This window comes from Dermabacter jinjuensis (genome assembly GCF_902381725.1).
In the GTDB taxonomy this organism is placed as follows: domain Bacteria; phylum Actinomycetota; class Actinomycetes; order Actinomycetales; family Dermabacteraceae; genus Dermabacter; species Dermabacter hominis.
In genome coordinates, this window is record NZ_LR698963.1 from 1,492,112 (window position 1) to 1,517,319 (window position 25,208).

Here is a 25,208-nt window from a genome sequence, read left to right on the forward strand (position 1 = left end):
GTGGGGTGCCTATCGTTCCTCGGCGACCGTCGGAGAGCCCACGCGGGCGCGCAAGGCTTCGCTTGCCGAACGAATCCCCGAGGCATCCCCCGGGCGTGTGGCAGAAGGCGGGAACTGCGCGAGCACCTCGAGGGCCTCCGGAGCGTGCTCAAGCGGAGCTCCAGCGAGGAGGAGCACGAGGGCAGCGCGCAGGTTGTTCTCGGTCGCGCCAAGTGCCGCGCGCGCGTCGTCTTCACTCGCACCCGTTGCTTCGCGCACGATGCGCACCGTGCGCGCCACGAGCTTCTCATTCGTCGCGCGAACATCGATCATGAGGTTCTCGAAGGTCTTGCCGAGACGCACCATCACCGACGTCGACAGGGCGTTGAGGAGCACCTTTTGCGCGGTCGCAGCCTTCATGCGGGTCGACCCCGTGACAACCTCGGGGCCAGTGTTCACGAGAAGCGGCACATCGGCAAGCGCCGCGAGCGGCGCATTCGGGTTCGCGCTCACGAGCGCTGTCGCGAGCCCGCGCTCGCGGGCCGCCGCAAGGGCGCCTTTCACGTACGGGGTGCGGCCGCTCGCGGCAAGGCCCACGATAACGTCGTGCTCACCCGCGTGGTCCGCAATGACACTCGCGCCGAGTTCTTCGCTGTCTTCGGCGCCCTCGACAGCTTTCATCATCGCGCCATCTCCGCCCGCGAGATGCGCGACGAACATGTCGGAGTCAGCGTTATAGGTGGGCAGAAGTTCGACTGCGTCGAGAACCCCGAGCCTGCCCGAGGTGCCCGCGCCAACGTAGTGCACGCGGCCCCCGTTCGTGAGAGCGTCCACGCACAGGTCGGTCAAGCGCGCGATCTCGTGGGTCAGTGCTTGCACGGCCGCGACGACCGTGGCATCTTCCGCGAGGATGCGCGAGACAACTTGCTCGGATGCGAGCGTATCGATGTCGCGCGAGCGGGGATTGCGCTCTTCTGTAGGCGAGTGCACCTGGACGAGCGGAGTGAGCGGGCCTTGTGAATCAGTCACGGGAATCCTCCACGAGAAGTTGGCGGGGTGCGGTTGTCGAAAGCGGGACGGTGCGCAGCGCGTGCGGCGGGGTGAGCTGACCGAGGACAGCGGGCTCTGTCGCGCCGGTGGCATCGATCAGAGCACCGGGCAGGCCGTGCGCAGAGTAGTAGCCGATGAGGGCCATGAGGAACGCCTCTTTGATGTCGGGGTCGAGGCCGCCAAGCGGCCCCGTAGTCACCGTACATCCGGGTAGGAGGGCTTCGATGCGGGCCATGAGGGTCGGGTTGTGGGCGCCGCCGCCGGTCACGTGAAGGCGCGTGCGAGGCTCGTGCCCCACTTCGGCCTTGAGCGCATCGGCGAGTGTACGGGCAGTGAGTTCCGTGAGCGTCGCGAGCAGGTTTTCCGTGCTAAGCACGTCCAGGTCGATGCCCGCTTCGCGTGCGCGAGCATCGAGCCACGCCGGCGAAAAATACTCCCTGCCCGTGGACTTCGGAAAGGGAAGCGCGAAGTAAGGGTCGGCGAGCAGCGATGAAAGAAGAGTGTCGTGCACGCGTCCGGCGGCGGCTCGGGCGCCATCCGTATCGCACGCCGTTCCCGTGCGAAGGGCGGCGGCCGCGTCAATGAGCCCGTTACCGGGGCCCGTGTCGCCCGCGCGCACGAGCGGGGGAGCGGTTGGTCCGACGGCTGCCGGGGTGCACAGCGTCGTATTGGCTATCCCACCGATGTTCACCGCGCATCCGCCGTCGGGGCCGAGCAGGAGTTGGTCGAGGAGAGGGGCGAGTGGCGCGCCGGTCCCGTCACGGGCGATGTCGGCGCTGCGCACGGTGCTCAGCGCCGCAATCCCGGTTGCAGCGTGGATACGGGAGGCATCCCCAATGGCGAGGGTCGCGAGGGTGCGCCCGCCCTCGACGTTGTGAAAGAGCGTTTGTCCGGGCGAGACGACAAGATCGAGTGGTGCGTCGGATCCGCGTTCGCGGGCATCGTCGCGCACGCTTGTAACGACGCCAGCGAGGAACTCGCCAACGTGCGCATCGAGCAGTGTGAGCTCTGCGAGCGAGGGAACACTCGCACTGGTCACGGCCTCGAGGACGCGGCCGCGAAGGGCTTCGGGCCACGGGTGCTCACCCGAGCTCTTCACACGTGCGTGAAGCACGTCGCCGTCGCGGGAGAAATCGACGAGGGCGAAATCCGCCGAATCAACCGACGTGCCCGTCATGAGACCGAGGATCCTCATCGCGCGACCTCTCTCAGAGCGAGATCGGCTGCGGCGTTCATGACGCCCCGACTCGCACCATAGGTGAGAAGAACGGCTGCGGGCGATGAGAGCGTGTGGGGGAGCGGTGCCGTTTCCGGAACACCCGTGTGAAGGACGATCAGGCGCGAGCCCAACTCGTGTGCATTCGCGGCGGCCTGATCGAGACGAGCCGTTTCCGCGTCACTCGCCGAGCCAAGCCGCGTGAGCACGAACGTCACCTGCGGGCTTTCGTAGCCCGGCGGCGGGTCTGCGGGCAGAAGACGAATATCTCGATGCTCGAGTACCGGCGCGAGGAAGGTGCGCCCTTTACCCGCCGCGTAATCGTGCGCGAAACGCGCATCGACGATGGCTGCGGTCGAAACGTGGCCCGCGACAGGCGACGACTCGAGTGCCCACCGCACCGCACGTCGAGAGGCACGCTCGCCAACTGCCTCGAGATGAGCCTCCGCACTCTCGAGTGCCTCCGCGGTGCACGCAGACGCGCTCGCGCGGCCCGCGAATGTCGTGCGCACGCGCTCGGCGCGCGAGCGCAGCTCACCGCGATCGAGCCGCCCCGAACGAATAGCCTCAGCGATCGCGTCGTGGGCCTCGACAAGCATGTTCTCGCCATCGCGCCGGATCGACGTCCCAAGACACAGCAGGTGCGCGCCTGCCTCAAGCGCCCGCACGGTTGCCTCCGCGTAGCCCACCGATTCGGTGATCGCCCCCATGTCGAGAGCATCGGTCACGAGGAGTGCATCGGGGTTGATCTGCGCAGCAAGAGCATACGACCACGGGGCAATCGTCGCGGGCCCATCACCGAGCGACGGCACACACATGTGGCCCGTCATGAGGGCATCGGGCGCGCTGCCGAGCTCGCGGAAGGCCGCGACGTGCTGGGCGAGGGCGTCCTCGAGCGACAGGGCGACCGTCGGAACCCCCAGGTGCGAATCAACCGCAGTGTCTCCGTGCCCGGGAAAATGCTTCGCACAGCTCAGCACCCCCGCGTGCGAAAGCCCCTCGCATACCGCCCGCGCATGCCGCGCGACCGGCCCCGGCGACGTGCCGAAACTGCGGGCACCGATCACGGGATTGGAAGGATTCGTGTTGACGTCTGCGACGGGGGCGAAGTTCATGCGTACGCCAATCGCGGCGAGAACCCGCCCGATGGCCTCGCCGTATTCGCGTGAAAGCTCGGGATCATCGATGTCCCCGAAACCACGGGCTGCTGGAAACGCGCCGCCGCGCGCCGCATAGAGCCGAGTGACGTCGCCGCCCTCCTCGTCGATCGTGACGATCGGCTCTGTGCAACTCGCCTCACGCACCTGGGCGATAAGCCTTTGGGCCTCGCGCGTATTCGGCGTGTTGTACCCGAACAGGCACACACCGCCGAGTCCGGCCTCGAGCGCCTGCGCGAGCCATTCAGGGACGTCCGTGCCGGGAAAAGACGCGAGAAGCGGGGCGAGAGCATCGGCATCAAAACGAGACTGAGACATGGTCACCTTCTAACCTTTGACCGCGCCTGCCGTGAGCCCCGACGACAGCTGGCGCTGAACGAGGACGAAGAAGATCACAACGGGAAGCGCGATGATGGTCGAGGCGGCCATAATCGGCCCCCAGTCGGCCGTGTTCTGCGTGAAGAACGTCCGCAGACCAACGCCTACCGTGTACTTCGACGAGTCCGTCATAAACGTGAGGGCAAAAATGAACTCGTTCCACGCGGTGATGAACGCGAACACGCTCGTGGCGACGAGACCGGGGGCGACGAGCGGCAGGAGAATCGAGAAGAACATCCTGAACCATCCGGCGCCATCGATGTAGGCGGCTTCCTCAAGTTCCTTCGGGACCGCGGCGACGAAACCCTTGAGGTTCCAAATCGCGAACGGAAGCGAGAAGGCAAGATAGACGATCACGAGCCCGAGGAGCGAGTTGAGCATGTTGAGGGTGCGCGCCTGGAGGAACAGCGGTATCACGAGAGCCTCGAGCGGCACCATCTGCACCATGAGCACGAGAACGAGCACGACGGTGCGAAGGCGGAAGCGGTAGCGGGCGACGCCAATCGCGGCGAACAGCGCGATTGCGCCCGACAGGAGTACGGTGCCGGCCGCGACGATGAGCGAGACCTTGATGTACTCGAAGAAGTTCGCGTCGATCAGGACGGTTTTAAAGTGGTCGAGCGTGAAGCTCGTGGGAAGAATGCCCGCGCCGCGCGAGTTGGCGTGCGTATCGACCGCGGTCGTGAGCATCCAGTAAAACGGGAAGAGCGCGTAGAGGAGCAGAAGGGCGATGCCGAGAGCCTTCGCGATATTTGCGGGGCGAAGCGGGTTCTTCTTATTGGCGGGTGTGGCGCCGGTGGGAGCGGTGGTGCTCACAGTTCATCCTCCTTCATGAGTGCGCGCATGTAGACCACGGAGATCGCGAGAAGGACGAGAGTGAGAAGCACCGCGATAGCAGAGCCCATACCGTATTTCCCTTGCCCAAACGATTCGGTGTAGGACCACACGCCGAGGTTCATCATGTGTCGGTTCGACCCATCACCGCCGGGCATGAGATAGATCTGCGTGAAAACCTTGAAGTCCCAAATCGTCGACAAGATGATGCACACGGCGAGGATCGGGCGGATCATCGGGATGGTGACGTTCGTGAAGCGCTTGAACGCACTCGCGCCATCGACCTTCGCGGCCTCATACAGGGACTCCGGGATCGTGAGGAGACCGGCGAGGGTCGTCACGGCGATAAAGGGAAAGCCGTGGTACACGACGTTGAGCGCGGCAATTCCGTAAAACGCGAGGCGAGAATCCCACCAGTTGGCACTGCCCGGAGTGAAAAGCCCGAGTGATTCAAGGACGCTCGCCACGAACCCGCTCGTGGGGTCGAAAAGCCACACAAACACGTAGGTGCCGGTAAGCGCGGGAACGGCCCACGCGACCATGATCGCGCCGATGCAGATGTTGCGCCACGTGAGCGAGAGCGTATTGAGAAACAGCGCAACGGCAACGCCCACGAGCATCGTCAGCACCACGCACACGGCCGCAAATCCGACGGTGTTGGGAAGCACGGTTGTCCACAGATGCGGGTCGCTGAGGATCGCCGAATAGTTGGCGAAGCCCACGTAGTTGGTGGTGCCCTTCAGCAGGTTACGCAGGCCGTAGTCCTGAAGCGAGAGGTCGAATACGCGAAACAGGGGGAAGATCAACAGGACCGCGAGCGTGAGGAGCCCGGGTGCGAGGAGCAGCCACGGCGGCAGGTGTCGGCGCGCCCACATCGACAGTCGTGACGAGCGGCTCGTGTCAGCCGGGGGCAGCGCACTCTCGTGAGTGTCGTTCATGGTGGTCATCGAGGAAGCTTTCGAACGTGGGCTGGGGGCTCGGGACCCAGCCCTCAGCGAGTGGGTCCCGAGCGATGGTCGGTGAACAAAAATACGGCTTAGGCGCCGAAGATTCCGTCCATTTCCTTAGCGGCAGCATCAGCAGCAGCCTGCGGAGCCTGGCCACCAGCGAGGACGTTGCTCAGGAGGTTCGGGAGGGTCTTCTTGCCCTCGATCTGGCCCCACATCGGAGTAACGGGTACGGACTTGCCGGCCTCGGTCATTTGCGAAGCAAAAACCTTTGTGAGGTCGGTGCCGTTCTTGATCGTCTCGTCGAGCGCTGACTTCGTGCCGGGGAAGAAGTTCGTCTCTTCGCTCCACCGGGTCGCGAATTCGCCGGTTGTCATGAGCTTGATGAGTTCGAAGGCGAGCTCCGGCTCCTCGGAGTCCAGGAACCGGCACAGGTGGGAACCGCCCACGAAGCTGCCGGCAATCGCCGAGTCCTTGGCGGGGATGGTGAAAGCCGTGAGCTTATTGAACAGCTCTTCGTCGCTTGCCTTCACGGTTGCGGGCACCCACGAACCGGTGATGAACATGGCGACCTTGCCCTCCTGGAACTGCTTGAGGGAGTCGGTCTCCTTCCAGGTCGAGGCCGCCTCGGTCGACGAGCCATGCTTGAGGGCGAGGTCGGTGTACCACGTGAGGCCCTCGACTGCGGGCGCTTCGTTGATGGTGGCCTTCCAGTCTTTGCCGGAGCCTTCGGCAATGTCGCCGCCTGCTCCCCAGATGAAGGGGAGGAGAGCGAAAGGGGATCCGCCGTTGACCGGGAACGGGATGACGTCGGGATTCTTCGCCTTGAGGGTTTCGATCATGGCGAGGAGGTCATCCCACGACTGGGGCTGGGAGTTGACCCCCGCAGCTTCGAGGATCTCCTTGTTCGCGAGGATCGAGCGGATGCCCGCGTACCACGGCATGCCGTACAGCTTGCCGTCAAGCGTGCCCGCTTCCTTGAGTGCATCGATGAGGTCCGAGTCAATTCCGGCCTTCTTGACGTCTTCCGTGAGGTCGTCGAGGCCCCCTGCATCCGCGAACTCGGGAGTCCAGGTTGTGCCGATCTCGGCAACGTCGGGGCCGGTGCCACCCGCCATGGCGGTCACGAACTTGTCGTGCGCGCCATCCCACGGCTGGACCTCGACCTTGAGGGTCGCGCCCGTGTGCTTGGTGAACTCCTCCTGGAGGGCCTTGACGTATTCGTCAGTCTTGGCGTTCGTTCCCTCCATGATCCACAGGGTGATGGTCTTGCCGTCATTGGCGGCCTTATCGGTGGGGTTGGAGGAGGAACCGCCCGAATTGCCGCACGCGGCGAGGCCCACGGTGGCCGCGCCGAGTGCTCCGGTGGCGATGAGGTTCCTGCGGGTGATCATAGTGTCTCCTTTGAGCTATGGGGGACGGGCACCGTCGTGAAAAAATATTTCATCCGTATGCCTCAAGATGAAACTTACCACAACTTGTGGGGTGGATGACATACTGGGCGAGACCGAAAGGACTGCTGACATGCCGATTTCCGTGATTCTGGGGGCCGACGTCGGAGCGACCCATACGCGCCTCGCAATCGAGGGAGCCGATGGGCGAAGTGGCGAGAGTTTCACGCCGGTCCGCGTCGAGGGCGCGGGGTTTAACGTGAGATCCTCCGGGCCCGACGCGCTCGAGCACTTCGAGCAGACACTTGCGCGCGCCTTCGCCCCACTCGACACCGGCAGCACCCTGGAAAAGGCCGTCTTCGGCATATCTGGAGCGGGGCCCGCCCGCCACGAGCGCATCGAGGCGCTCGTGCGTGAGGCCGTTGTCTCGCAATCGGCCTCTCACCACATCCAGGTCGATCCCGCCAACGTTCGTGTCGTCGATGACCTCTGCACGGCATTCGCGAGTGCCTTCCCGGCATCCGCGTCACGACCCACCGGCGTTCTCGTTCTCGCAGGTACCGGCGCGGCAAGCGTGAGCTATGTGCGGGGCGTGGAGTCGGTGCGCCGCGATGGCATGGGATGGCTGCTAGGAGACGTCGGCTCAGCCGTGTGGCTCGGAAAGCGCGCTCTCGAGGCAGTGGCGGCGGACCTCGACGCGCGCGGGAGCTCGACAGCCCTCACCGACCGTGTATGCGCGGCGCTGGGCTTCAACCCACGTGACACCGCGGCCCAGCTCGACCCGCGCCAAGCGCTCATCCGTGAAGCCTACGACCTGACCCCGGCCGAGTACGGGCGTTTCGCCCCGATCGTGACCGAGCTCGGTCACTTCGGCGAGGGCGAAAGCGACGAGGTCGCGCGCGAGATCGTCGCGCAAGCCGTGGACAGCCTCCTCGAGGGGGCCCTTGTGCTCGCGGATCCTCTTCGCGGCAATTCACCCGTGAGTGTCGTTCTCGCCGGTAGTGTCCTCACCGCTCGCGGCCCGATTGGGGATCTCATGCGCTATGCGCTCGAACGCGAGGGGTTCGACGTGCGTGAGGCTGCCTCGCCGCTCGAAGGCGCGCTTGCGCTAGCGCGCGCGGAAACTCGCCTTCAGAAGTCGTAGGTGCGGGAAAAGAACCGAGCGCTCTCGCGCGCGCTGGGCACTCCCGCATCCGGGTCAGCGCCGGCCTCAACGAGCACCTCGACCACGTAGTCGAAGCCTTTGAATACGGCGCCCGCGAGCGGACTTTGCCCACGGTCGTTGAGAAGGTCGACGTCCGCGCCGTGCTCTGCAAGCAGCTTCACGAGTGCCGCGTGGCCGTGGTAGGCGGCAAGCATGAGCATGGTGTTGCCGTCTGCATCTTGCATGTTGAGGGGAATTCCCGCCTCGATAGCGGGGCGGAGAATCTCGAGGTTCCCCTCGCGTGCAGCGTCCATGAGGGCGCGCGCGAGTGCGGCGGCCTCATCGGCGTCGGCGTCGGTGCCGGGCTGGGGCGCGGTGTTTTCACTCATGCCACAAGCGTAGCGATGATGGGCGCGGCCAGCAGGACGATCCCGAGTCCCACGCCCCACGCATCGTGCCACGTGAACTGCGCACTATGGACCCACGTGCGCCGTTGCGCCGTCGCGAAACCGCGCGCGTCCATCGCGAGCGCTTGGATCTCCGCGCCGCGCAGCGTCGAGACGAGAAGCGCAAACGTTGCACCGGCGTAGAGTGCGAAGGAGTTGCGCTGCTGGATGCCGCGGATGCGGCGCGTAAAGACGATGTCGCCCCACTGCGAAAACACGTGTCCGAGCCGCGCGAGGCCCGCACTCATTGCTGCCGCGAAACGCGCGGGAACATGACACTTTTGGGCGAGAGCCTGACCGAAGCGGGTCGGGTCCAGACCTTCAAGAAGGATCGCGCCGGGGCCGACCATGGCGAAGATTCTCAGGCCCTCGACGCCGGCGCTCTGCCATGTCGACAGTTCGCCGAGTGGCCTGCCGGAAAGAATTCCGGCCGACCACGCGATGGTGAGCGCCGCGAGCACGATTGGTGCAAGGCGCGTCATGAGCCGGGCTGGAGTGCGCCAGGCGAGAGGGATGAGCGTGAGCGTGAGAATGGTGCCCGTGAGCGTCGGCGCGAGCGTGTGCATTCCGAACGATCCCGCGAAGGCTAAAGCGGCGATCGCGAGGATCGTGAGTGGATTGAGCTTATCGGCAGCGACGGCGCGCGGCGGGTGGGGAACGCGCGGGATCGGGGGAGCGGGGGACGGGTCCGACGGTTGCTTGCACGCGATACTCTCTCGGAGATCGTCACGCCCCGGCGCTGCCTCGAGGGCAATGACTCGGTCGCACGCGCGCACGAGCCGCTCGTCATGCGTGGCCGCAAGGACCGCGCGGCCGCTGACGAGTGCGCGAGCAATGAGCTCAGCCACCGCACCAAACGCCGCGTCGTCGAGGCCCACAGTCGGCTCGTCGAGCACGAGAATGTCGCGGCCCGAGGCGAGTGCCGTCGCGAAGGCGAGGCGACGCTGCTCACCCCCTGAAAGCGTGAAGGGGCCGGCGGATTCGAGGTGAGCGAGGCCTGTCGCCTCGAGCCACGCCCGTGCGGCCTCATCGTCGTTCGGATCCTCGGCGCCAGCTTTCACCTCGTCGAGGACGGTGCGGGCGACGAAGCTCTGCTCGGGGTTTTGCGGGAGCCATGCGGCTCGAAACGGCGCTTTCTTCGCTGCGCGCTTACCCCTACCCGTACGCTCGCGGGTCTCCTCGAGAAGGTAGCGGATCAAGGTGGACTTGCCGATGCCACTTGGACCCGTGAGCGCGGCGAGCTCTCCGTTGTAAAGCTCGACGTGAACGGGGCCGGCAAACAGAGTGCGGCCTTCGAGCGTCGCGGGAACCTCGAGGTCAATGAGAGCGACCCTCTCGCTGCCTCCTCGCAGCGATTTTTGTTCGCTGCCGAGCGCACTTTCGCCACGAGAGCCGTCCGCGCGCCATGCCCCCGCGGGAGCGTCCTCAAGTATCTGACCGCCCGCACCTATGCGGATGACGCGGTCGACGTGGGCGCGCCAGAGCTCCACTTGGTGATCCGCAACGACGAGGGTGAGGCCCTCGGTTGCTTCGCAAATGGCGTCGCGTACCGCGAGTGCCGTCTTGGCGTCGAGCATTGCAAGCGGCTCGTCGAGAGCGATTGCCCCGGCACCCGTGGCGATCAGGCCCGCGAGGGAGAGGCGCTGCTGCTGCCCACCAGAAAGGTGGTAGGGGTTGGCATCGAGCGGAGAGGAAAACGCGGCCGCGGCGTGTGCATCGCGCACCATTGCGGGCATGCGTGCAGGATCAACGCTCGCATTTTCCGGGCCGAAAGCGGTATCGATTCCTGTCGTCGCGCCCACGAACGAGTGGACGGGATTTTGCACCATGAGGGCGACGCCCGGCACGGGAGATGCTTCGGGAAGTGGTGCCGAGGGGGCGACCCCTTCCGGTGGGTCCTCGGGGATGAGGCCGCTCAGGGCCTTGAGAATCGTCGATTTTCCCGAGCCGCTCGCACCCGTGAGAAGAACGCGTTCACCCGCAGCAATCTGGAGGGAAAGGCCAGAGAGAACCGGGGCCCTACGCCCCGGTGGTGTATAGGTGAAGTCATCGATCCCCACACCCACGGCACGGCGGGTGGAGGCAAGCGTCGGGCTCTCACTCACCGCTGTGCGGCCTCCTCACGCCCGGGTGCGAAATTCCCGAGAGCCCCGGTCTTCGCAAGCGCGCGCACGATTGCCGGCGCCGGCAACGCAAGCAGAATGACGCCAGAAATGATGAACAGTGCGAGGTGGGCGAATCGGAACGGCATGGCCCAACTCGGGAAGAACACGAACTGCTCCCAAATCCACTGCAAAACCATCGAGATCCAGGCGCCTGCGAGAACCCACTTAAACGACGGCTTCGCGTATTTCGTGGCGGCACCCATGACCTCGAAGCCGATCGCAACGATCGCGCCCGAGATCAGCACCGTCCACCCGAAGTGCGAGCCGAGAAGTGCCTCGATGATCGCGCCAATCCACATCGTGCCAAGTGCCGAGCCGGGTTTACGGACGATGAGCATCGAGAGCGCCGCCGGCAGAGCCCACGGACCCGCGGCGATGCCTTCACTGGGCGGGAAGAGCGAGAAGACGGGCTTGAGCGCGCCGAGCCCGGCGGCGTAGGCGAAGAACGCGACGCCCGCGATCAGGCCCATTGATACAACAACGAGAAGATCAATGGTGCGGTAGCGAAAAGCAGAATGGTTATCAGGAGCAGCTGTCGTCATCATGCGTCGATTCTAGAACCGCCACGCGGGGCTTGAGAGACGGCAAAGTCCCTGCCCACCGGAAACTGATTGAGTGCACCGGCCTTCGCGAGTGCCGTGACGATAGCGCGCCCGAGAGCCGCGAGAAGCGTGAGGGCGCTGATCCAGAAGAATACGAGAAGCATGACTTTGTAGCCCGCAGACCACGAGGGGTAGTACGCGGTGATCTCGTAAAGCCATTCGAAGAGGGTCGACAGAAGCGAGCCGCCAATCACGACCGCTGCGCTCGTACTCGCCCACCCCGAGAGCGCGAACGCGATCTCGAAACCCGCGCCCTGGATGAGGCCGGAGATAAGCGCGCCGACACCGAAATGGCTGCCGAGGAGAGCCTCGAGGCACGCCGCGATAATTTCCGCGCCGAAGGCAGCGCCTGGGCGGCGAACGATCAACATCGCGACGAGAGCAGGAAGGCACCAGAAGCCAGTGAGGAGGCCCTCGAGCGGGGGGAAACCCGCGGTGAGAGGGGCCACAAGGTTGTACAGATGCGCGTAGCCGGCAAAGGCGACGCCGAAGGCTACGCCGACCATGACGATCACGACGAGATCAATCGTGCGGTACTTAATGCGCTGGGAAAAGCCCGCTCGCGCTGTGCGTTGATCAGTCATCACCACTCCTTCCACTCGGAAGGGGCATGCCCGTGAAGCGGCGTGGCCGCGGCATGCGAGAAATCCCGACTCCCTACGCCGGTGCTAACCGGATCAGGTTCGAGGGTCAGCGCCCTTTGCGCACTCTCAGCACCGGTCGGTGCTCCCCTGTCTGTTGGATGACGCCCACAAGTGTACAGGCAGGTGAGGGCAGGGCCGCGAGTGCTCAGCGCGCAAATGTGATGGCCTTCGCGATCGCCTCGGCGACCTCGCGCGGGTGCTCGGGGCTGAGCAGGTATGCCCCTCCGTCTCGGCCGATGATCTCCACGAGCTCACCGCCGCGGGTGACCGCAAACCGAGTGTCGGCCTGCGGCCCCACAAGCGTGCGAGGTTTGAGCGGCGCCACCGGGCGTACCTCATCCATGCGGGAAACCGCGACTTCGGCGCGCCCGAGCCCGATGTTGCCCACGAGGGAGCCGACCCGTTCCGGTGCAACGACGCGGATCTGCACCGTGCGGAAATCCTCGAGCGGCCACGTGGGCCGCGCGAGGAAACCACCGAGCTTCGGCGTGAGGCCGCGCTCGTCTACGACGAACCCGATGGTCGTGCGCATCCACGCCCATAGTGCATACCCCGCGAATCCGATCGCGAGGAGGGCGGCGGTGCTGAGTCCGGGGTCGCCAAAGGTCAGCAACACGAACAGGCAGATTGCCGCGCCGATCACGAGGGTGAGGATGACGCGGGTCCACGCGACCCGCCCCGGCCTCACCCTGCCCTTATACGGAGTGAGGTACTCGTGCTTGTGTGCCATCGTCTACCAGATGCTCACGCGGCGCTCGGGAGCGAGGAACAGGCCGTCACCCTCCTTCACGCCGAAGGCGTCGTGGAACGCGTCAACATGGCGCACGACCCCGTTCGCGCGGAACTCCATGGGCGAGTGCGGGTCGATTGCGAGGCGACGAATGGCGTCGGCCTCGCGGTTCTTGCCGCGCCATACCGCACCCCACGAAAGGAAGAGGCGCTGGATGCCCGTGTAACCGTCGGACCCCACCTCGTGTGCCGCTTCGCCAACCTCATTGAGGTAGGCCTTGAGCGCGATCGTGAGACCGCCGAGGTCGCCGATGTTCTCGCCGATCGTGAAGGCGCCGTTCACGTGATGCTCATCTGAGAGGTCGCGCGGGCTCATCGCGTCGTAGTCGGCGATGAGCGAGCGCGTGCGCTTCTCAAACTCTTCGCGGTCCGCCTCGGTCCACCAGCTCTTGAGTGCGCCGTCACCGTCGTACTTGGAGCCCTGATCGTCGAAGCCGTGGCCGATTTCGTGGCCGATCACCGCGCCGATCCCACCGAAGTTCACGGCATCATCCGCATCGATCCCAAAATACGGGGGTTGGAGGATCGCCGCGGGGAACACGATCTCGTTCGCGCCAGGGTTGTAGTAGGCATTGACCGTCTGCGGGGTCATGTGCCACTCGCCGCGATCCACGCTTCGCCCAAGCTTTGCGATCTCGTAGTCATGGGTAAACGTCGCGATGTTTCCGACGGTGGCAAGGAGTGAATCGGGATCAATGGCGAGGCTCGAGTAATCCCGCCAGGTTTCGGGGTGGCCGATCTTCGGCGTGAACTTCTCGAGCTTCGCGAGGGCCTTTTCGCGGGTCGCCGGGGTCATCCACTCAAGCGAGGAGATCGACTCGCGGTAGGCGGTGATGAGGGCCTCCACGAGGTGCTCCATGCGTTCTTTCGCCTCGGGCGGGAAGTAGCGCGCCACGTATGTCTCGCCGACGGCCTCGCCGAGGGCAGCCTCGACGAGGCTCACGCCGCGCTTCCAGCGGTCGCGGATCTTCGTGGTCCCGGAAAGCACGGTGCCGTGGAAGCTGAAGTGGGCATCGACGAACTCATCGCTCAGGTAGGGCGCCGCGGCGTCGATCGCGTGGAGGGCGAGCCACGCGCGGAGGTTCTCGAGGTTTTCGCTGCCCCACAGCTTCGAAATGGCCGCCGTGTATTCCGGCTCGTTGATGTTGATGGTCTCTACCCACTCGGCCTTCGCACCGGCGCCCTCGAAGTAGGCGTCCCAGTCGAAGCTCGGGAAGGCGTCGGCGCGCTCGGCGACGCCCATCGGGTTGTTCGATTTCTCGCTGTCGCGCCGGCGCACGACGTCGACGTGCTGTTTCGCGATGCGGGTCTCGAGATCCATGACCACCTCGGCGAGGGCACGCGCATCGCCCTCGGGCAGCCCGGCGCGTCCCGGGAGCTTCGCAAGGTCGGCAAGCGTCGCCAGGTAGTCAACGTAGGCCTCGCGGATCGCCCGGTACTGCTCATCGCGGTAGAACGATTCATCGGGAAGGCCGAGGCCCGCTTGAGCGATCTGTGCCTGGTAGCGCTCCGGGTCATCGGCGTCTGTCCACACGTACAGAGCGATGATGCCGGTGGGGGCCGTTGCTTCGCCAGTGAAGCTCGTGAGCGCTGAACGGTCGGCGAGGCTGAGGATCCGCTCGAGCTGCGGCTCGAGGTCGCGAGCGCCGATCTCATTGAGGCGTGCTTCGTCCATGAAAAGCGCGTACAGCGCACCGATTTTTCCCTCACTAGAGTCAGCGGGGGCGCCAGAGGCCGCTGCTTCCTCAATGATGCTCCGCACGCGCTCCTCGGAAAGGTCGTGAAGACGCGTGAACTCCGAGTAGCTCGGCTTATCGGCTGGGATCTCAGCCGAGGCGAGCCACGCGCCATTGATGAAGCCGAAGAGGTCGTCCTGCGGACGAACGGACTCATCAATCTGGGTGAGATCGAGGCCGGTCTGGGATGCGGGCGAGGTCATGTGTCTCCTCCGGGATAGGGAAAATCGGAATGTCCGACGGTTGCCTCCACCCTAGCGATCCGCGGTTTGGGAAGGGTGGATGTGTCACGTTACGGTCCCGAAAATCTGAGCGAGCGTGCCTGGATTCCTAGAATGAGGCCGTGCCAGCTTCATCTTCTTCCCGCGTCTCTTCACTATCTCTCGTGCCCGGACTCGTGCCGTGCGTGCTTGTTGCGATCCTTGCAGTCGCCGTGAATCGTGCCCTGCCGGCAGCGAGCCCGTTGCTCATCGCGATTCTGCTCGGTGCGCTCCTCACGAACCTGTGGACAATTCCGGAGTCGTGGAACGCGGGCATCCAATTCACGTCGAAGAAGCTTTTGCGCGTCGGGATCGTGCTGCTCGGTTTGCAGCTCGCGGTAGGGGACATCCTTTCGCTCGGCTGGCGCGTGATCGTGGGCGTCATCCTCGTCGTCACCCTCTCGATCCTCGGCACTCTCGCCATGGCACGCGCCCTGGGCATCAGCCGCCCACTGTCGATCCTGATTGCGTGCGGCTTCTCGATCTGCGGTGCGGCCGCCGTTGCCGGCGTTGAAGATATCGCTGACGCCGACGAAGAGGAAGTAGCCACCGCGATCGCGCTCGTCGTGCTGTTCGGCACCCTTATGATTCCGCTCGCGCCGCTTGCCGCGCACGCGATGGGCATGGGAGAAAGCGCGGGCGGCACGTGGATAGGGGCGAGCACTCACGAGGTCGCGCAGGTCGTCGCCGCCGCAGGAGCCTACGGTGCCTCGGCCCTCTCGGTCGCGGTGATTGTCAAGCTCACGCGCGTGGTGCTTCTCGCTCCCGTCGCGGTCGCGCTCTCCCTCGCAGCACGCTCACGCGGCACGCTGCGCGAGGGCACAAAGCGCCCACCGGTCGTGCCACTTTTCGTCGTGGGCTTCCTCGTGATGGTTGGTCTCGGCTCGCTCCACATCATGCCCTCGCAGGCGCTTGCGGGAGTCAAGCTTCTGCAGACAGGGCTGCTCGCGGCGGCGATGTTTGCCCTTGGGCTCGGGGTGAAAATCAAGGGGTTGATCAGCGTCGGCGGGAAGCCCGTTCTCCTCGGTGCCATGAGCACCGTCTGGATTGCCCTGCTGGCGCTCGCCATGGTTGCGTTCTCGGGAGCGATGGGCGCGTAGCAAGCGTCGGAACAGCCCCTTCCGCGCCCGGCTTTTCTCCACCCGAGCCGGCGAGGATGAGACAGGGGAATTTAGGCGAGCGCGGCTATTCCTGGCGCGAGCACGAAAATGACCGCGAGCGCGGCCGTCACGATGCCGATAGCGAACGGGGCGAACGCCCACGGGGAGTTCTTGCGGCGTTGCGGGCTTAGGCTCTGCACGATAAGCGTTGAAAGGCCCGAGGCGATCGAGAGAACGATCGTCGCGACCGTCATGATGGGGGCCGCTGTCACGAGCGTGCAGGCACCAAGCTGGAACAGGAACAACCCTGCGATGTCGAGGAAGCGTACGCACATCGCGCTCCGCACCGAAATGCCGCCGTCGAGAACGCTGAGGACAGTCTCCTTCGACCAGTCCGAGGGCTGCGTGATCCGCCGGCGAGAGGCGGCAAGTTGCACGGTCGCGAGGGTCGCCCACACGAACATTGCTCCCACACCGATCCACAGGCCGAGCGCACCAGTCCACTGCCAACTCAGGGTCACGAGGGCAATCAGACAGACGAGCAGTCTCACGAGTTCCTCAATCGCCACACGGCCCACGAGGAACCATGGCGAGCGGGTCATCGCCGCGCCCTTCTTAGTTCCCACCACGCCCGCCACAAGCATGAGAGCGAGGTGAACGAGGCCAAGGCCTATGCCGAGGAACACCACGCCTGGTGAGGTCGGTGTCGCCGCGAGACTCGCTGCAGCGAGCACGAGAGCGAGAAGGGGGGTGAGCAGCGAAAGTATGGCGAAACCACGCCCGAGCGCGTGAACGATGTCGTTGCCCGTGGGGCCGTGGTCGTGGTCGCTGCCGCACGAGCAATGATCAGTGCCGGGATCCACGTCGTGGGCGGGCTCAGGCGCTGTACTCACACAATCTCCTTGGTCAGCCGGGTACCGGATTTGCCTTCCAAGCGTAGTGAGCCGATGCGCATTTGCCCATGAGGCACAGGAAAATGCGAGAAACACGGCTTAAACTGGCGTGACCGGTGTGCGCAGGGCGGCGCCAACACCACCCGTGCACACGCCGCACGAGTTTTCACGGCAACGAAAGGGGATTGAAATTGTCGGACATCGCCCCTTCAACCGAGGCTACGGAGGCCCGGGAACCTGAACGGCCGAACGATCCACACAGTCTCAGCAAGCAGCAGCGCGAACGCGCACTCGGTGCGGTACTCGGCGCTGCCACGGGCGACGCGCTCGGAGCGCCCTACGAATTCGAGCCTCCCATTGCGGATTCCGACGACGTGGCCATGACCGGTGGCGGGCAACTCGGCTGGAAGCCGGGGGAGTGGACCGACGACACGGCGATGGCAATCGTCATCATGCGGGCAGCCGCCCACGAGATCCACGGTGATTCGCTCACGAGCGAAAGCTCCCTCGACGCGATCGCCGCCGGCTGGTACCAGTGGTCGCGAGAAACCCCCGACATCGGGATCCTCACCTCGAACGTGCTGCTCGCCGCCCTCGAGACCGCGCAATCACACGGCAATAGCGTGCCCTCTGGCCGCGACATGCACGAGGCGGCCCGGGCGATACACAAAGCGCAGCATCACACCGCCGGCAACGGCGGGCTCATGCGCGCCTATTCGGTTGTTCTGCCATATCTCCTCGCGAGCGAGGACGAATTCGAGCGCGCCGTTGTTTTCGTCAACACGCTTACGCACGTCGACCTCGAGACGATCGAGGCGGCAGTCCTGTGGAGCTTCGCTATTCGTCACGCGATTCTCACCGGCGAACTCACGATCGATGCTGGCATTGGCCGGCTCACGCCTGAACGCCGTGACTATTGGAGGGGCCTCATCGCCGAGGCACACAGTGCCCCGCCCTCATATTTCGCCCGAAACGGGTGGGTCATTCACGCCTTCCAAGGAGCGGTTTCGGCCCTGTGCCACGCGGGGGATGTTCCCGAGGACAAGTTCGAGCGCCGCGCCTACTTCACGCGCGTCGTCGAAGCGGCGGTGCGCAGTGGAAACGACACCGACACGGTTGCGGCGATCGCGGGTGCGCTCGCGGGCGCCGTGGTGGGTTACAAGGCCATCGATCCCGTGTGGCGGCGTGCGCTCAACGGCTGGCCGGGGTTTACCGAGAAAGATTTGGCGCAGCTCGCCCTGGCGGTGCTTGAGCGATTCGGCGCCTCGTGAGTTGCTCCCTCCCTCGGGGGTAGATAGGTGCCGAGTGGCCTCGTTGTGGTTTTGCCCCTGGGCGTTTCCGCATTGACGCAAAAGACGGGCGGGAACCAGTGTGCACGCACTGCTTCCCGCCCGTGCCGCGCATGAGAGCGGCCGCCCTATGGTGTGACGCTGATGCCTACTCGTCTCGCTGCGCGAGCGCCTGGGCCGGTGCCGTCGCGCTCGCCCGCATTCCGGGCAGAATTGAAGCGAGAACGCCTGCGATGAGCCCGGCGAGCAGAATCATGAGGAGATACAGCCACGGAATTGCCGGGTAGAAGTCGAACTCACCCGCGAGAAGTGAGCGCACGCCGAGCATTCCGAAAGCGGTACCTAGAAGCACGCCAACGAGTGAGCCCAGGAAGGCAATGAAAATACCTTCCCATACGAGCATCGCGCGGATCGCGCCCTTCGAGGTGCCGAGCGCACGCATCAGGGCGTACTCGCTTGAACGCTCGATCACGCTCAGGCTGAGAGTGTTCGCGACGCCGACGATCGCGACCACGACGGCAACCGCAAGGAGCGCGACGGTGATCGTGAGGAGCGTCTGGATCACCGTTGCCATCACCTCGCGCTGAGCCCCATCGAAGGACTGTGCCGTGACGGTCTCGGGAGGCAGCTGATTAGAAAGTTCACTCAGCGCGCCGGTGAGTTGGATCGACGTGGTGTGAGCCCTCTGTGGAGAATCAGGAGCGGCAAACTTGACGAAGACCGCTTTGCCTACATCGATCCCAAGCCCATCGAGGGTTTCGGGGGCCACCAGGGAAATTGACAGTTTCCCCTTGACACGGACGGTGACTTCGCGTGCACTTCCATCATTCGCGTTGACAGTGACCGTCTCGCCGTCGTGAACATGGAACCGTTCCGCGCGAGCCTTGCCCATGTGCAGCTCTCCGGGCGGTGGAACCTCGATCGAGTCCGACGTCGCAACCTCCTGCAGGTCCTCCGCCGAGGGGGCGTATACGGTCATCGCGCCCGCGTCGAATGGCAGTTCTGCCGTGGGGACCTGGCGTGCGGTGTCCACACCCTCGGTCTTTTGAACCTTCTCGAGGAAACCAGCGGGAAGGTCGGTGGCGGCAATGATGGTGTCGACAGGGACGCGGTCAGTGATGTCATGCTCGAATGTGTTTTGAGCGGTCACCGCACCGGAGGCCATTGTCGCCATGAGAGTGGTGCCAATGATGAGCGCCGACATCGTGATGCCCGTGCGTTTCGGATGTCGCGCAAGGTTCAAAAATGCGAAGCGTGCGCTCGTGAAACCGAGGGCGGAGGCGAGTGCGTTGCCGAGTTTCGCCACCGGCGGGATGAGCGCCGGCAGCAGCCCGATCACACCGACAAGAATCGTGAGGCATCCGAAGAACGCGCACAGCATGGAAATCAGGATCATGAACTCGCTGTCTTTGAGGACAATTTCGACGACGAACGAGCCGAGTGAGACAACAACACCGAGCGCAACAACCGCCGAAGCGAAGATCGTGCGAATCAGCGACGCGTGCTTACCGGAGGCGATCTCTGCGGGGCGCAGTGCCTCGAGAGGCTTCACGCGAGACGCGCTGATAGCCGGGAACACCGATGCACAGACCGCGAGGATGAGAGAGGCGAGGATCGGGATGAGAATCGCGAAGATATTCAATCCCGGGACGACAGGCAAAGCCTCGGAATAGGTGAAGCGGCCCACGAGAAGGAGCGCCCACCAGGCGAGGTACGCGAGAACAATGCCGAGAATCGAGCCGATAATCCCGACGAGTAGTGCGTCGCGAACGATCGCCCACATCGCCTGGCGGCGTTTCGCGCCGAGCGCACGCGCGAGAGCGAACGATCGCCTGCGCTGCGCCATCGTCACGGCGAACGAGTTCGTCACGACGAGCGCGCTCGTCGCAATAGCGATCAGGACGAATCCTGCGAGAAGAGCCGAGAGCATGGTCACGACTGTCAACGCCATGAGATTCGCCTCCTCCAGGAATTCCGTGACAGTCGCGGCGTCGTACCCGGCAGCCTTGAGGTTACTCACCAACTCTTCTTCGCTCACGCCGGGCTTGGCGACGACGGCGATCGTGTAGTAGTCGGAGGCTTTTTCGGAGGCATCCCCTCCAAGAGCCGTGAGGGTGTCGATGCCCGCGGTGCCGAATGTGAGGGTGCCCCCGGGATTGAGGACCTGCGCGAGCTGCGGCCTGCTAATGCCAGCGACGGTGAAGGTAAGCGTCTGGCCGGAGTCGAGCGACTGGACCCCAATCTGGCTTCCAACCTTCAGATTGCGTTTTTTGGCGAACGACGTATCGACGGCAACCTCGTGGTCTCCACTGGGGGCTTTGCCTTCGACGTAGTGGGCATCAACGCCGGGGCGAACCGTGTCTACCTTGACAAACGTCCCCTTGGAATCGAGTGGGTTCTCTTTGCCTGTCTCCCCCTCGTCGAGTGCGATCGCGAACGTGTTGTCAGTCTTATAAAATGCGCCGTCGGCACCGTCCACCTTCCCAATGGCCTCGGGCGAGGCGGAAGCGGCATCGCCCTCCGTTGTAAAAGCTGGCTGTACGAGGGCGCTAGCCCCCTGAACGGGTCCCGTGACCTGGGCTTTGACAGCTTCGCCCACAAATCCGACGGCGAGAACAGCAATGGCAATGAAGGCGCTCGTAAGCGCAATCGTGATGGTGGCGGCGAGGTGCCTGCGCCGCGGCTGAAGTTTCAGGGTACTCACTGTGCCTGCACCGCTTTCTGGCCGACGTACTCATCGGCGACGATTCGGCCGTCATGCATGCGAAGGATTCGATCTGCCCTGTGTGCAGCGTCGTCTTCGTGCGTCACCATGACGACGGTGTGGCCGAGAACGTCGACGCTCTCACGCAAGAAGCTCAGTACGGCCTCGGTCGAGGCCGAGTCGAGGTTGCCGGTGGGTTCATCGGCAAAAATCACGGCGGGGCGCGTGACGAGTGCGCGCGTCAGCGCGACGCGCTGGATCTGGCCACCCGAGAGCTGACTGGGGCGGTGCCCGAGGCGCTCGGCGAGGCCAAAGCGCTGCACAAGCATCCCGAACCACTGCTCATCCACCTTGCGACCGGCGAGTTCAAGCGGGAGAAGAATGTTCTCCTTCGCCGTGAGCATGGGCAACAGGTTGAACGATTGGAAGACGAATCCGATTCGGTCGCGGCGGAGGGTTGTGAGTTGCGAGTCCGAGAGCTGAGTGATGTCGACGCCCTCAACCACGATCGTCCCGGAGTCGATTGAATCGAGACCGGCGAGTGAGTGGAGAAGAGTCGATTTTCCGGAGCCCGAGGCTCCCATGATCGCGGTGAACTCTCCGGCACGGATGTCGAGCCCGACTGCGTTGAGAGCGGTCACTTGGTTGCTGCCGCTTCCGTAGGTTTTGGTGACCTCGCGCGCGCTGACGGCGACGGGAGAGGGGGGAACGGTTGTGGACATGGGTACTCCTCTGGATGTCCGGGATGATGTGATCGGTCAGACATCTCTTATTCTTCGCGAGCATATGCGCTGAGGCAACAGTCTCGAGGCGTGGATGTTCCGAGGGGATCTCATACGTGAGATTGAGGGGGATTGCGACTTTTGGAGCGTCATAGTTCGTCACAGATTTTTTGGTTTTCGCCAGCGGGACCCCTAGTATTGACATGCTTATGGGGTACATAAGCTATTGTTAGCGCTTGTGTGCCCAGCAACCCGAGTTACGGAAGGACTGTGGAGAGACATGCATATTGACACCCGGGCCATTCTTGCGCCGCGCAAGAGCGAGTTTGGGGCGGTTGTGCCGCCCGTCCACCTCTCCTCGACCTTCGAACTCGATATCGACTCAGTGAGCGGAGACTACGCCTATCAGCGCGGCTCGAATCCTTCGCGAGCCGACCTCGAGTCGGTCATTGCGAGCATTGAGGAAGCGAAGCACGGATTCGCTTTTGCGACCGGGATGGCCGCAGTGAGTTCGGTTTTCAGCCTCTTGAGCCCGGGTGACGAAGTGCTCTTTTCATCCAACGTGTATGGCGGCACCTTCCGCTACGTCGAAAAGATCTTCCCTCGCGCTGGCTTGACGGGCACGTTCTTCGACGACCTCGGTTCTATTACGAGCGAAGACCTGAGCGAGAACACGCGCATGATCTTCGTCGAATCACCCGGCAACCCCACGCTGCGCGTCGTCGATATCGAGCGCCTCGCGAAGCTCGCGCACGCGCACGGCGCTCTCCTCGTCATCGACAACACATTCATGACCGCGGTCCTCCAGCGGCCCCTCGACTTCGGCGCGGACCTCGTCGTTCAGTCCGCGACCAAGTTCCTCGGCGGCCACAGCGACCTCCTTGCGGGTGCTGTCACGACGAATGATGACGAGCTCGCCGAGAATATTCGCCTCAGCCAGAAGGTCTTCGGTGGGGTGCTCGAGCCATTGACCTCTTTCCGGCTTCTCCAGGCCATCAAGACTCTTCCGCTGCGCATCGCCCGTCAGCAAGAAAACGCTGAGAAGCTCGTTGCCTTCTTGAGCGATCACCCCGCAGTCCAGACGGTGCTCTCAGCCGGGTCCTTCAGCGAGGCTGAACGGGAGGTTCACGAGCGTCAAGCCAAAGGTATCGGCGCCGTCTTCTCATTCGAACTCGCGCAAGGCTACGACCTCAAGAAATTCCTCCATGCGCTCGAAATCCCCTCGTTCGCCGTGAGTCTCGGAGGAGTCGAATCGCTTCTGTCGATCCCGGCGACGATGAGCCACGACGGCATGACGCAAGCCGCACGCGACCGTGCTGGCATCACCGATGGCCTCGTGCGCTTCAGCGCGGGCATCGAGAATATCGACGACCTCCTGGCTGACTTTGCCAAGGCGCTCGACGCCGCGCAGAAGTAGCCACTTTCCCCATCACTCTCATAAAGGAGCTCACTATGTCTCGTTCCATTTCGCGCCGTTCAATCCTTGCGACCTCCGGCATTTCTGCTGCCGCCCTGGCCCTTGCCGCATGCGGCTCGTCCGATGATGGAAAGCAGGCCGGTGGCTCGGGCTCCGCAGAGGGCGTGCTCAAGGTTGGTGTTGAGGGCGTGTACAAGCCGTACAACTTCCACGATGACTCCGGAAAGCTCGTGGGCTTCGAGATCGACATCGTCGAGGCGATCGCCGAGAAGATCGGCAAGAAGGTCCAATACATCGAGGCGAAATGGGACAGCTTGCTTGCTGGCCTCGATGCCGGGCAGTACGACGTCGTCATGAACAACGTCGCTGTGACCGATGAGCGCAAGAAAGCTTTTGACCTTACTGTTCCCTATGCACAGACCCAGGGTCGCCTTGGCGTCCCGGAGGGCTCGGACATCATGTCTCTCGCCGATGTCAAGGGGCGCCGCGCGGCGCAGACGACAACCTCAAACTGGGGGCAGGTCATGACGGACGCCGGCGCCGAAATTGTCGCATCCCCGGGCTTCGCCGAATCGGTCGAACTTGTCTCGACCGGCCGAGCCGACGTCACGGCGAACGAGGTCGTTGCGTTCGACACCTATCTTGAGGAACACCCCGACGCGCCGATCAAGGTCCTGGACGAGAAGCTTGAAACCGAGGTTCTCATCGCCGGGGCGCTCAAGAAGGGCAGCCCTCTCACCGAGAAGATCAACAAGGCTATTACCGAGCTCCTCGACGATGGCACGATCGCAAAGATCGACAAGGACTGGCTCGGGCTTGACCTCACTCCCAAGAACTAAGCGCCCCACGGAGATTCCCTCGTGAATGTTGATTTTTCGCGAGCCCTAGAGGTGTGGGCAGGGGCGATTGGCCCCATGCTCCTCGCGACCCTCAAGGTCACGATCCCTCTCTCGCTCATCGCTTTTGCGATCGCCCTCGTGCTGGCCATCATCACGGCCAGCGCGAGACTTTCGCGCTTCCGTCCGCTCAAGGCGATCGCGTGGCTGTACGTGTGGGTGTTTCGCGGAACACCTCTGCTCGTGCAGCTCTTCATCGTGTTTTACGGACTGCCGAAGCTCGTCCCATCGCTCGTGCTCGACCCGTGGACTGCAGCCGTCGGAACCCTCGCCTTGAACAGTGGGGCCTACGCTTCCGAGGCGGTGCGCGCGTCAATCCTCTCAATCCCGCGCGGCCAGTACGAGGCGGCGGCGACGCTCGATCTCGATCGCCGCACGACGTTCCTCAAGGTGATTGCCCCGCAGGCGTTCCGCATTGCGCTCCCGCCGCTCAGTAATGACTTCATTGACCTCGTGAAGGGCACGAGCCTCGTCTCGACGATTACGCTGCTCGACATGTTCATGGTGGCGCAGCAGCGAGCGGCCGCAACGTTCGAGCCGTTCTATCTTTACGTCCTCGTAGCGGCGATTTACCTTGTCCTTATTTCCGTGCTGAGTCTCGTGCAGGCGTGGCTAGAAAAGAAAGCGAGCGTGTACGTTGAGCGCGACTGAGACCTCTGCTGACCTCAATGCGGGTGAGGCACGCAGCCCACTGAGGCTGCGCTCGATCACGAAGCGTTTTGGTGCGCTTACCGCACTCGATCACATCGACCTCGACATCGAGCCGGGGCGCACGACCGTTCTGCTCGGCCCCTCGGGCTCGGGTAAATCCACGCTTTTGCGTTCCATCAACCTTCTCGAAAAGCCGGATGAGGGCACGCTTGATTTCGGAAGCGGCCCGATAGACGTGAGCGGCAAGCTTTCGGATCAGAAGGTCCGCGAAATCAGGCGTCACTCGACCATGGTGTTCCAGCAGTTCAACCTGTTTCCGCACCTCACGGCTCTTCAGAACGTGACGCTTGCGCCGATCACGTCGCGCGGGATGTCGAAGGCCCACGCTCGTGAGAGGGGTATTCGCGCCCTCGAGCGCGTGGGGCTTGCGGACAAGATCGACGCCTATCCCGCGCGACTATCTGGCGGTCAGCAGCAGCGGGTTGCAATCGCCCGCGCTCTTGCTTTGAGCACCGACTATCTCCTGTTCGACGAACCGACGTCTGCGCTTGATCCGGAGCTTGCCGCCGAGGTTATCGCGGTGCTCTCGTCTCTCGCGAGCGAGCACCGCACCCTCGTCGTTGTGACGCATTCGCTCCAGTTTGCGCGAAGCGTTGCCGACCGCGTCGTGTTTGTTGAGGAAGGAAAGATCCTCTTCAACGGCGATCCCGAGCACTTCTTCAATTCTGAGGATGAGCGCCTCAAGCGTTTTGTGAGCGTCGTGGGGTCCGTCTAGGAGTTCGAAACGGTAGGGGAAGG

The 25,208-nt window shown here is 64.0% G+C and carries 22 protein-coding genes and 1 riboswitch; of the genes, 7 read left to right on the forward strand and 15 right to left on the reverse strand.

Annotation, left to right across the window (positions count from 1 at the left end):
- Nucleotides 1-9: 9 nt before the first annotated feature.
- From murQ to FXY94_RS06620, 6 genes are all read right to left on the reverse strand, one after another.
- Nucleotides 10-1,008: an N-acetylmuramic acid 6-phosphate etherase gene (murQ, locus tag FXY94_RS06595; RefSeq protein ID WP_016664248.1), complete on the reverse strand. Its 999-nt coding sequence runs from the start codon at nt 1,006-1,008 to the stop codon at nt 10-12.
- Nucleotides 1,001-2,224, reverse strand: coding sequence for an anhydro-N-acetylmuramic acid kinase (locus FXY94_RS11015; RefSeq protein WP_016664249.1), 1,224 nt, complete (start codon nt 2,222-2,224; stop codon nt 1,001-1,003). The genes murQ and FXY94_RS11015 overlap by 8 nt, the downstream gene beginning before the upstream one ends.
- Nucleotides 2,221-3,720, reverse strand: coding sequence for a glycoside hydrolase family 3 N-terminal domain-containing protein (locus FXY94_RS06605; RefSeq protein WP_016664250.1), 1,500 nt, complete (start codon nt 3,718-3,720; stop codon nt 2,221-2,223). Before FXY94_RS06605 ends, FXY94_RS11015 begins: the two co-directional genes overlap by 4 nt.
- A 9-nt stretch (nt 3,721-3,729) precedes the next feature.
- Complete coding sequence (locus FXY94_RS06610) at nt 3,730-4,596, reverse strand: carbohydrate ABC transporter permease (protein ID WP_016664251.1); 867 nt, start codon at nt 4,594-4,596, stop codon at nt 3,730-3,732.
- Complete coding sequence (locus tag FXY94_RS06615; RefSeq protein WP_016664252.1) at nt 4,593-5,561, reverse strand: carbohydrate ABC transporter permease; 969 nt, start codon at nt 5,559-5,561, stop codon at nt 4,593-4,595. The genes FXY94_RS06610 and FXY94_RS06615 overlap by 4 nt, the downstream gene beginning before the upstream one ends.
- A gap of 89 nt (nt 5,562-5,650) precedes the next feature.
- Complete coding sequence (locus FXY94_RS06620) at nt 5,651-6,955, reverse strand: sugar ABC transporter substrate-binding protein (RefSeq protein WP_016664253.1); 1,305 nt, start codon at nt 6,953-6,955, stop codon at nt 5,651-5,653.
- 130 nt (nt 6,956-7,085) lie between these two features.
- On the opposite strand from FXY94_RS06620, the gene FXY94_RS06625 reads away from it, so the two are divergent.
- Nucleotides 7,086-8,096, forward strand: a complete 1,011-nt coding sequence (locus tag FXY94_RS06625; protein ID WP_016664254.1) for an N-acetylglucosamine kinase — start codon at nt 7,086-7,088, stop codon at nt 8,094-8,096.
- Here the strand turns inward: FXY94_RS06625 and FXY94_RS06630 are convergent.
- From FXY94_RS06630 to FXY94_RS06655, 6 genes are all read right to left on the reverse strand, one after another.
- Entirely contained in the window at nt 8,084-8,485 is a 402-nt protein-coding gene (locus tag FXY94_RS06630; RefSeq protein ID WP_016664255.1) for an ankyrin repeat domain-containing protein, read from the reverse strand. The genes FXY94_RS06625 and FXY94_RS06630 overlap by 13 nt on opposite strands.
- On the reverse strand, nt 8,482-10,647 hold the full coding sequence (locus FXY94_RS06635) for an ATP-binding cassette domain-containing protein (RefSeq protein ID WP_016664256.1): 2,166 nt from the start codon (nt 10,645-10,647) through the stop codon (nt 8,482-8,484). Before FXY94_RS06635 ends, FXY94_RS06630 begins: the two co-directional genes overlap by 4 nt.
- Nucleotides 10,644-11,252: an ECF transporter S component gene (locus tag FXY94_RS06640; protein ID WP_016664257.1), complete on the reverse strand. Its 609-nt coding sequence runs from the start codon at nt 11,250-11,252 to the stop codon at nt 10,644-10,646. Before FXY94_RS06640 ends, FXY94_RS06635 begins: the two co-directional genes overlap by 4 nt.
- Nucleotides 11,249-11,893: an ECF transporter S component gene (locus FXY94_RS06645; protein ID WP_016664258.1), complete on the reverse strand. Its 645-nt coding sequence runs from the start codon at nt 11,891-11,893 to the stop codon at nt 11,249-11,251. Before FXY94_RS06645 ends, FXY94_RS06640 begins: the two co-directional genes overlap by 4 nt.
- A 53-nt stretch (nt 11,894-11,946) precedes the next feature.
- Nucleotides 11,947-12,052: riboswitch (TPP riboswitch) on the reverse strand.
- 46 nt (nt 12,053-12,098) lie between these two features.
- Nucleotides 12,099-12,683, reverse strand: a complete 585-nt coding sequence (locus FXY94_RS06650; protein ID WP_016664259.1) for a hypothetical protein — start codon at nt 12,681-12,683, stop codon at nt 12,099-12,101.
- Between the two features lie 3 nt (nt 12,684-12,686).
- A complete protein-coding gene (locus FXY94_RS06655; protein WP_016664260.1) occupies nt 12,687-14,681 on the reverse strand; it encodes a M13 family metallopeptidase in 1,995 nt (664 codons plus the stop codon).
- 140 nt (nt 14,682-14,821) lie between these two features.
- Here FXY94_RS06655 and FXY94_RS06660 point away from each other — a divergent pair, with 140 nt between their 5' ends.
- Entirely contained in the window at nt 14,822-15,838 is a 1,017-nt protein-coding gene (locus FXY94_RS06660) for a YeiH family protein (protein ID WP_040386513.1), read from the forward strand.
- 71 nt (nt 15,839-15,909) lie between these two features.
- Here FXY94_RS06660 and FXY94_RS06665 read toward each other — a convergent pair whose 3' ends face one another.
- Nucleotides 15,910-16,731: a hypothetical protein gene (locus tag FXY94_RS06665; RefSeq protein ID WP_016664262.1), complete on the reverse strand. Its 822-nt coding sequence runs from the start codon at nt 16,729-16,731 to the stop codon at nt 15,910-15,912.
- Between the two features lie 191 nt (nt 16,732-16,922).
- On the opposite strand from FXY94_RS06665, the gene FXY94_RS06670 reads away from it, so the two are divergent.
- The gene (locus FXY94_RS06670; RefSeq protein ID WP_016664263.1) at nt 16,923-18,002 is read left to right on the forward strand and encodes an ADP-ribosylglycohydrolase family protein; all 1,080 of its coding nucleotides are present in this window, start codon (nt 16,923-16,925) and stop codon (nt 18,000-18,002) included.
- Nucleotides 18,003-18,168: 166 nt separating this feature from the next.
- Here FXY94_RS06670 and FXY94_RS06675 read toward each other — a convergent pair whose 3' ends face one another.
- A complete protein-coding gene (locus FXY94_RS06675) occupies nt 18,169-20,724 on the reverse strand; it encodes an FtsX-like permease family protein (protein ID WP_016664264.1) in 2,556 nt (851 codons plus the stop codon).
- Nucleotides 20,721-21,446 (reverse strand): ABC transporter ATP-binding protein, encoded by a 726-nt coding sequence (locus FXY94_RS06680; protein ID WP_016664265.1) that lies wholly within the window; start codon nt 21,444-21,446, stop codon nt 20,721-20,723. Before FXY94_RS06680 ends, FXY94_RS06675 begins: the two co-directional genes overlap by 4 nt.
- 280 nt (nt 21,447-21,726) lie before the next feature.
- On the opposite strand from FXY94_RS06680, the gene FXY94_RS06685 reads away from it, so the two are divergent.
- From FXY94_RS06685 to FXY94_RS06700, 4 genes are read left to right on the forward strand one after another with little or no spacing between them, the layout of a single operon-like run.
- The gene (locus tag FXY94_RS06685) at nt 21,727-22,863 is read left to right on the forward strand and encodes a trans-sulfuration enzyme family protein (RefSeq protein WP_016664266.1); all 1,137 of its coding nucleotides are present in this window, start codon (nt 21,727-21,729) and stop codon (nt 22,861-22,863) included.
- A gap of 35 nt (nt 22,864-22,898) precedes the next feature.
- On the forward strand, nt 22,899-23,702 hold the full coding sequence (locus FXY94_RS06690) for a transporter substrate-binding domain-containing protein (RefSeq protein WP_016664267.1): 804 nt from the start codon (nt 22,899-22,901) through the stop codon (nt 23,700-23,702).
- Nucleotides 23,703-23,723: 21 nt separating this feature from the next.
- On the forward strand, nt 23,724-24,410 hold the full coding sequence (locus tag FXY94_RS06695; RefSeq protein WP_016664268.1) for an amino acid ABC transporter permease: 687 nt from the start codon (nt 23,724-23,726) through the stop codon (nt 24,408-24,410).
- The gene (locus tag FXY94_RS06700) at nt 24,397-25,185 is read left to right on the forward strand and encodes an amino acid ABC transporter ATP-binding protein (protein WP_016664269.1); all 789 of its coding nucleotides are present in this window, start codon (nt 24,397-24,399) and stop codon (nt 25,183-25,185) included. The genes FXY94_RS06695 and FXY94_RS06700 overlap by 14 nt, the downstream gene beginning before the upstream one ends.
- Nucleotides 25,186-25,208: the final 23 nt, after the last annotated feature.

Excerpts from the sequence above, each read along its gene's own strand:
- FXY94_RS11015 (WP_016664249.1), bottom strand. The coding sequence starts at position 2,224 with ATGAGGATCCTCGGTCTCATGACGGGCACGTCGGTTGATTCGGCGGAT.
- FXY94_RS06605 (WP_016664250.1), bottom strand. The coding sequence starts at position 3,720 with ATGTCTCAGTCTCGTTTTGATGCCGATGCTCTCGCCCCGCTTCTCGCG.
- FXY94_RS06615 (WP_016664252.1), bottom strand. The coding sequence starts at position 5,561 with ATGACCACCATGAACGACACTCACGAGAGTGCGCTGCCCCCGGCTGAC.
- FXY94_RS06620 (WP_016664253.1), bottom strand. The coding sequence starts at position 6,955 with ATGATCACCCGCAGGAACCTCATCGCCACCGGAGCACTCGGCGCGGCC.
- FXY94_RS06625 (WP_016664254.1), top strand. The coding sequence starts at position 7,086 with ATGCCGATTTCCGTGATTCTGGGGGCCGACGTCGGAGCGACCCATACG.
- FXY94_RS06630 (WP_016664255.1), bottom strand. The coding sequence starts at position 8,485 with ATGAGTGAAAACACCGCGCCCCAGCCCGGCACCGACGCCGACGCCGAT.
- FXY94_RS06640 (WP_016664257.1), bottom strand. The coding sequence starts at position 11,252 with ATGATGACGACAGCTGCTCCTGATAACCATTCTGCTTTTCGCTACCGC.
- FXY94_RS06645 (WP_016664258.1), bottom strand. The coding sequence starts at position 11,893 with ATGACTGATCAACGCACAGCGCGAGCGGGCTTTTCCCAGCGCATTAAG.
- FXY94_RS06650 (WP_016664259.1), bottom strand. The coding sequence starts at position 12,683 with ATGGCACACAAGCACGAGTACCTCACTCCGTATAAGGGCAGGGTGAGG.
- FXY94_RS06655 (WP_016664260.1), bottom strand. The coding sequence starts at position 14,681 with ATGACCTCGCCCGCATCCCAGACCGGCCTCGATCTCACCCAGATTGAT.
- FXY94_RS06680 (WP_016664265.1), bottom strand. The coding sequence starts at position 21,446 with ATGTCCACAACCGTTCCCCCCTCTCCCGTCGCCGTCAGCGCGCGCGAG.
- FXY94_RS06685 (WP_016664266.1), top strand. The coding sequence starts at position 21,727 with ATGCATATTGACACCCGGGCCATTCTTGCGCCGCGCAAGAGCGAGTTT.
- FXY94_RS06690 (WP_016664267.1), top strand. The coding sequence starts at position 22,899 with ATGTCTCGTTCCATTTCGCGCCGTTCAATCCTTGCGACCTCCGGCATT.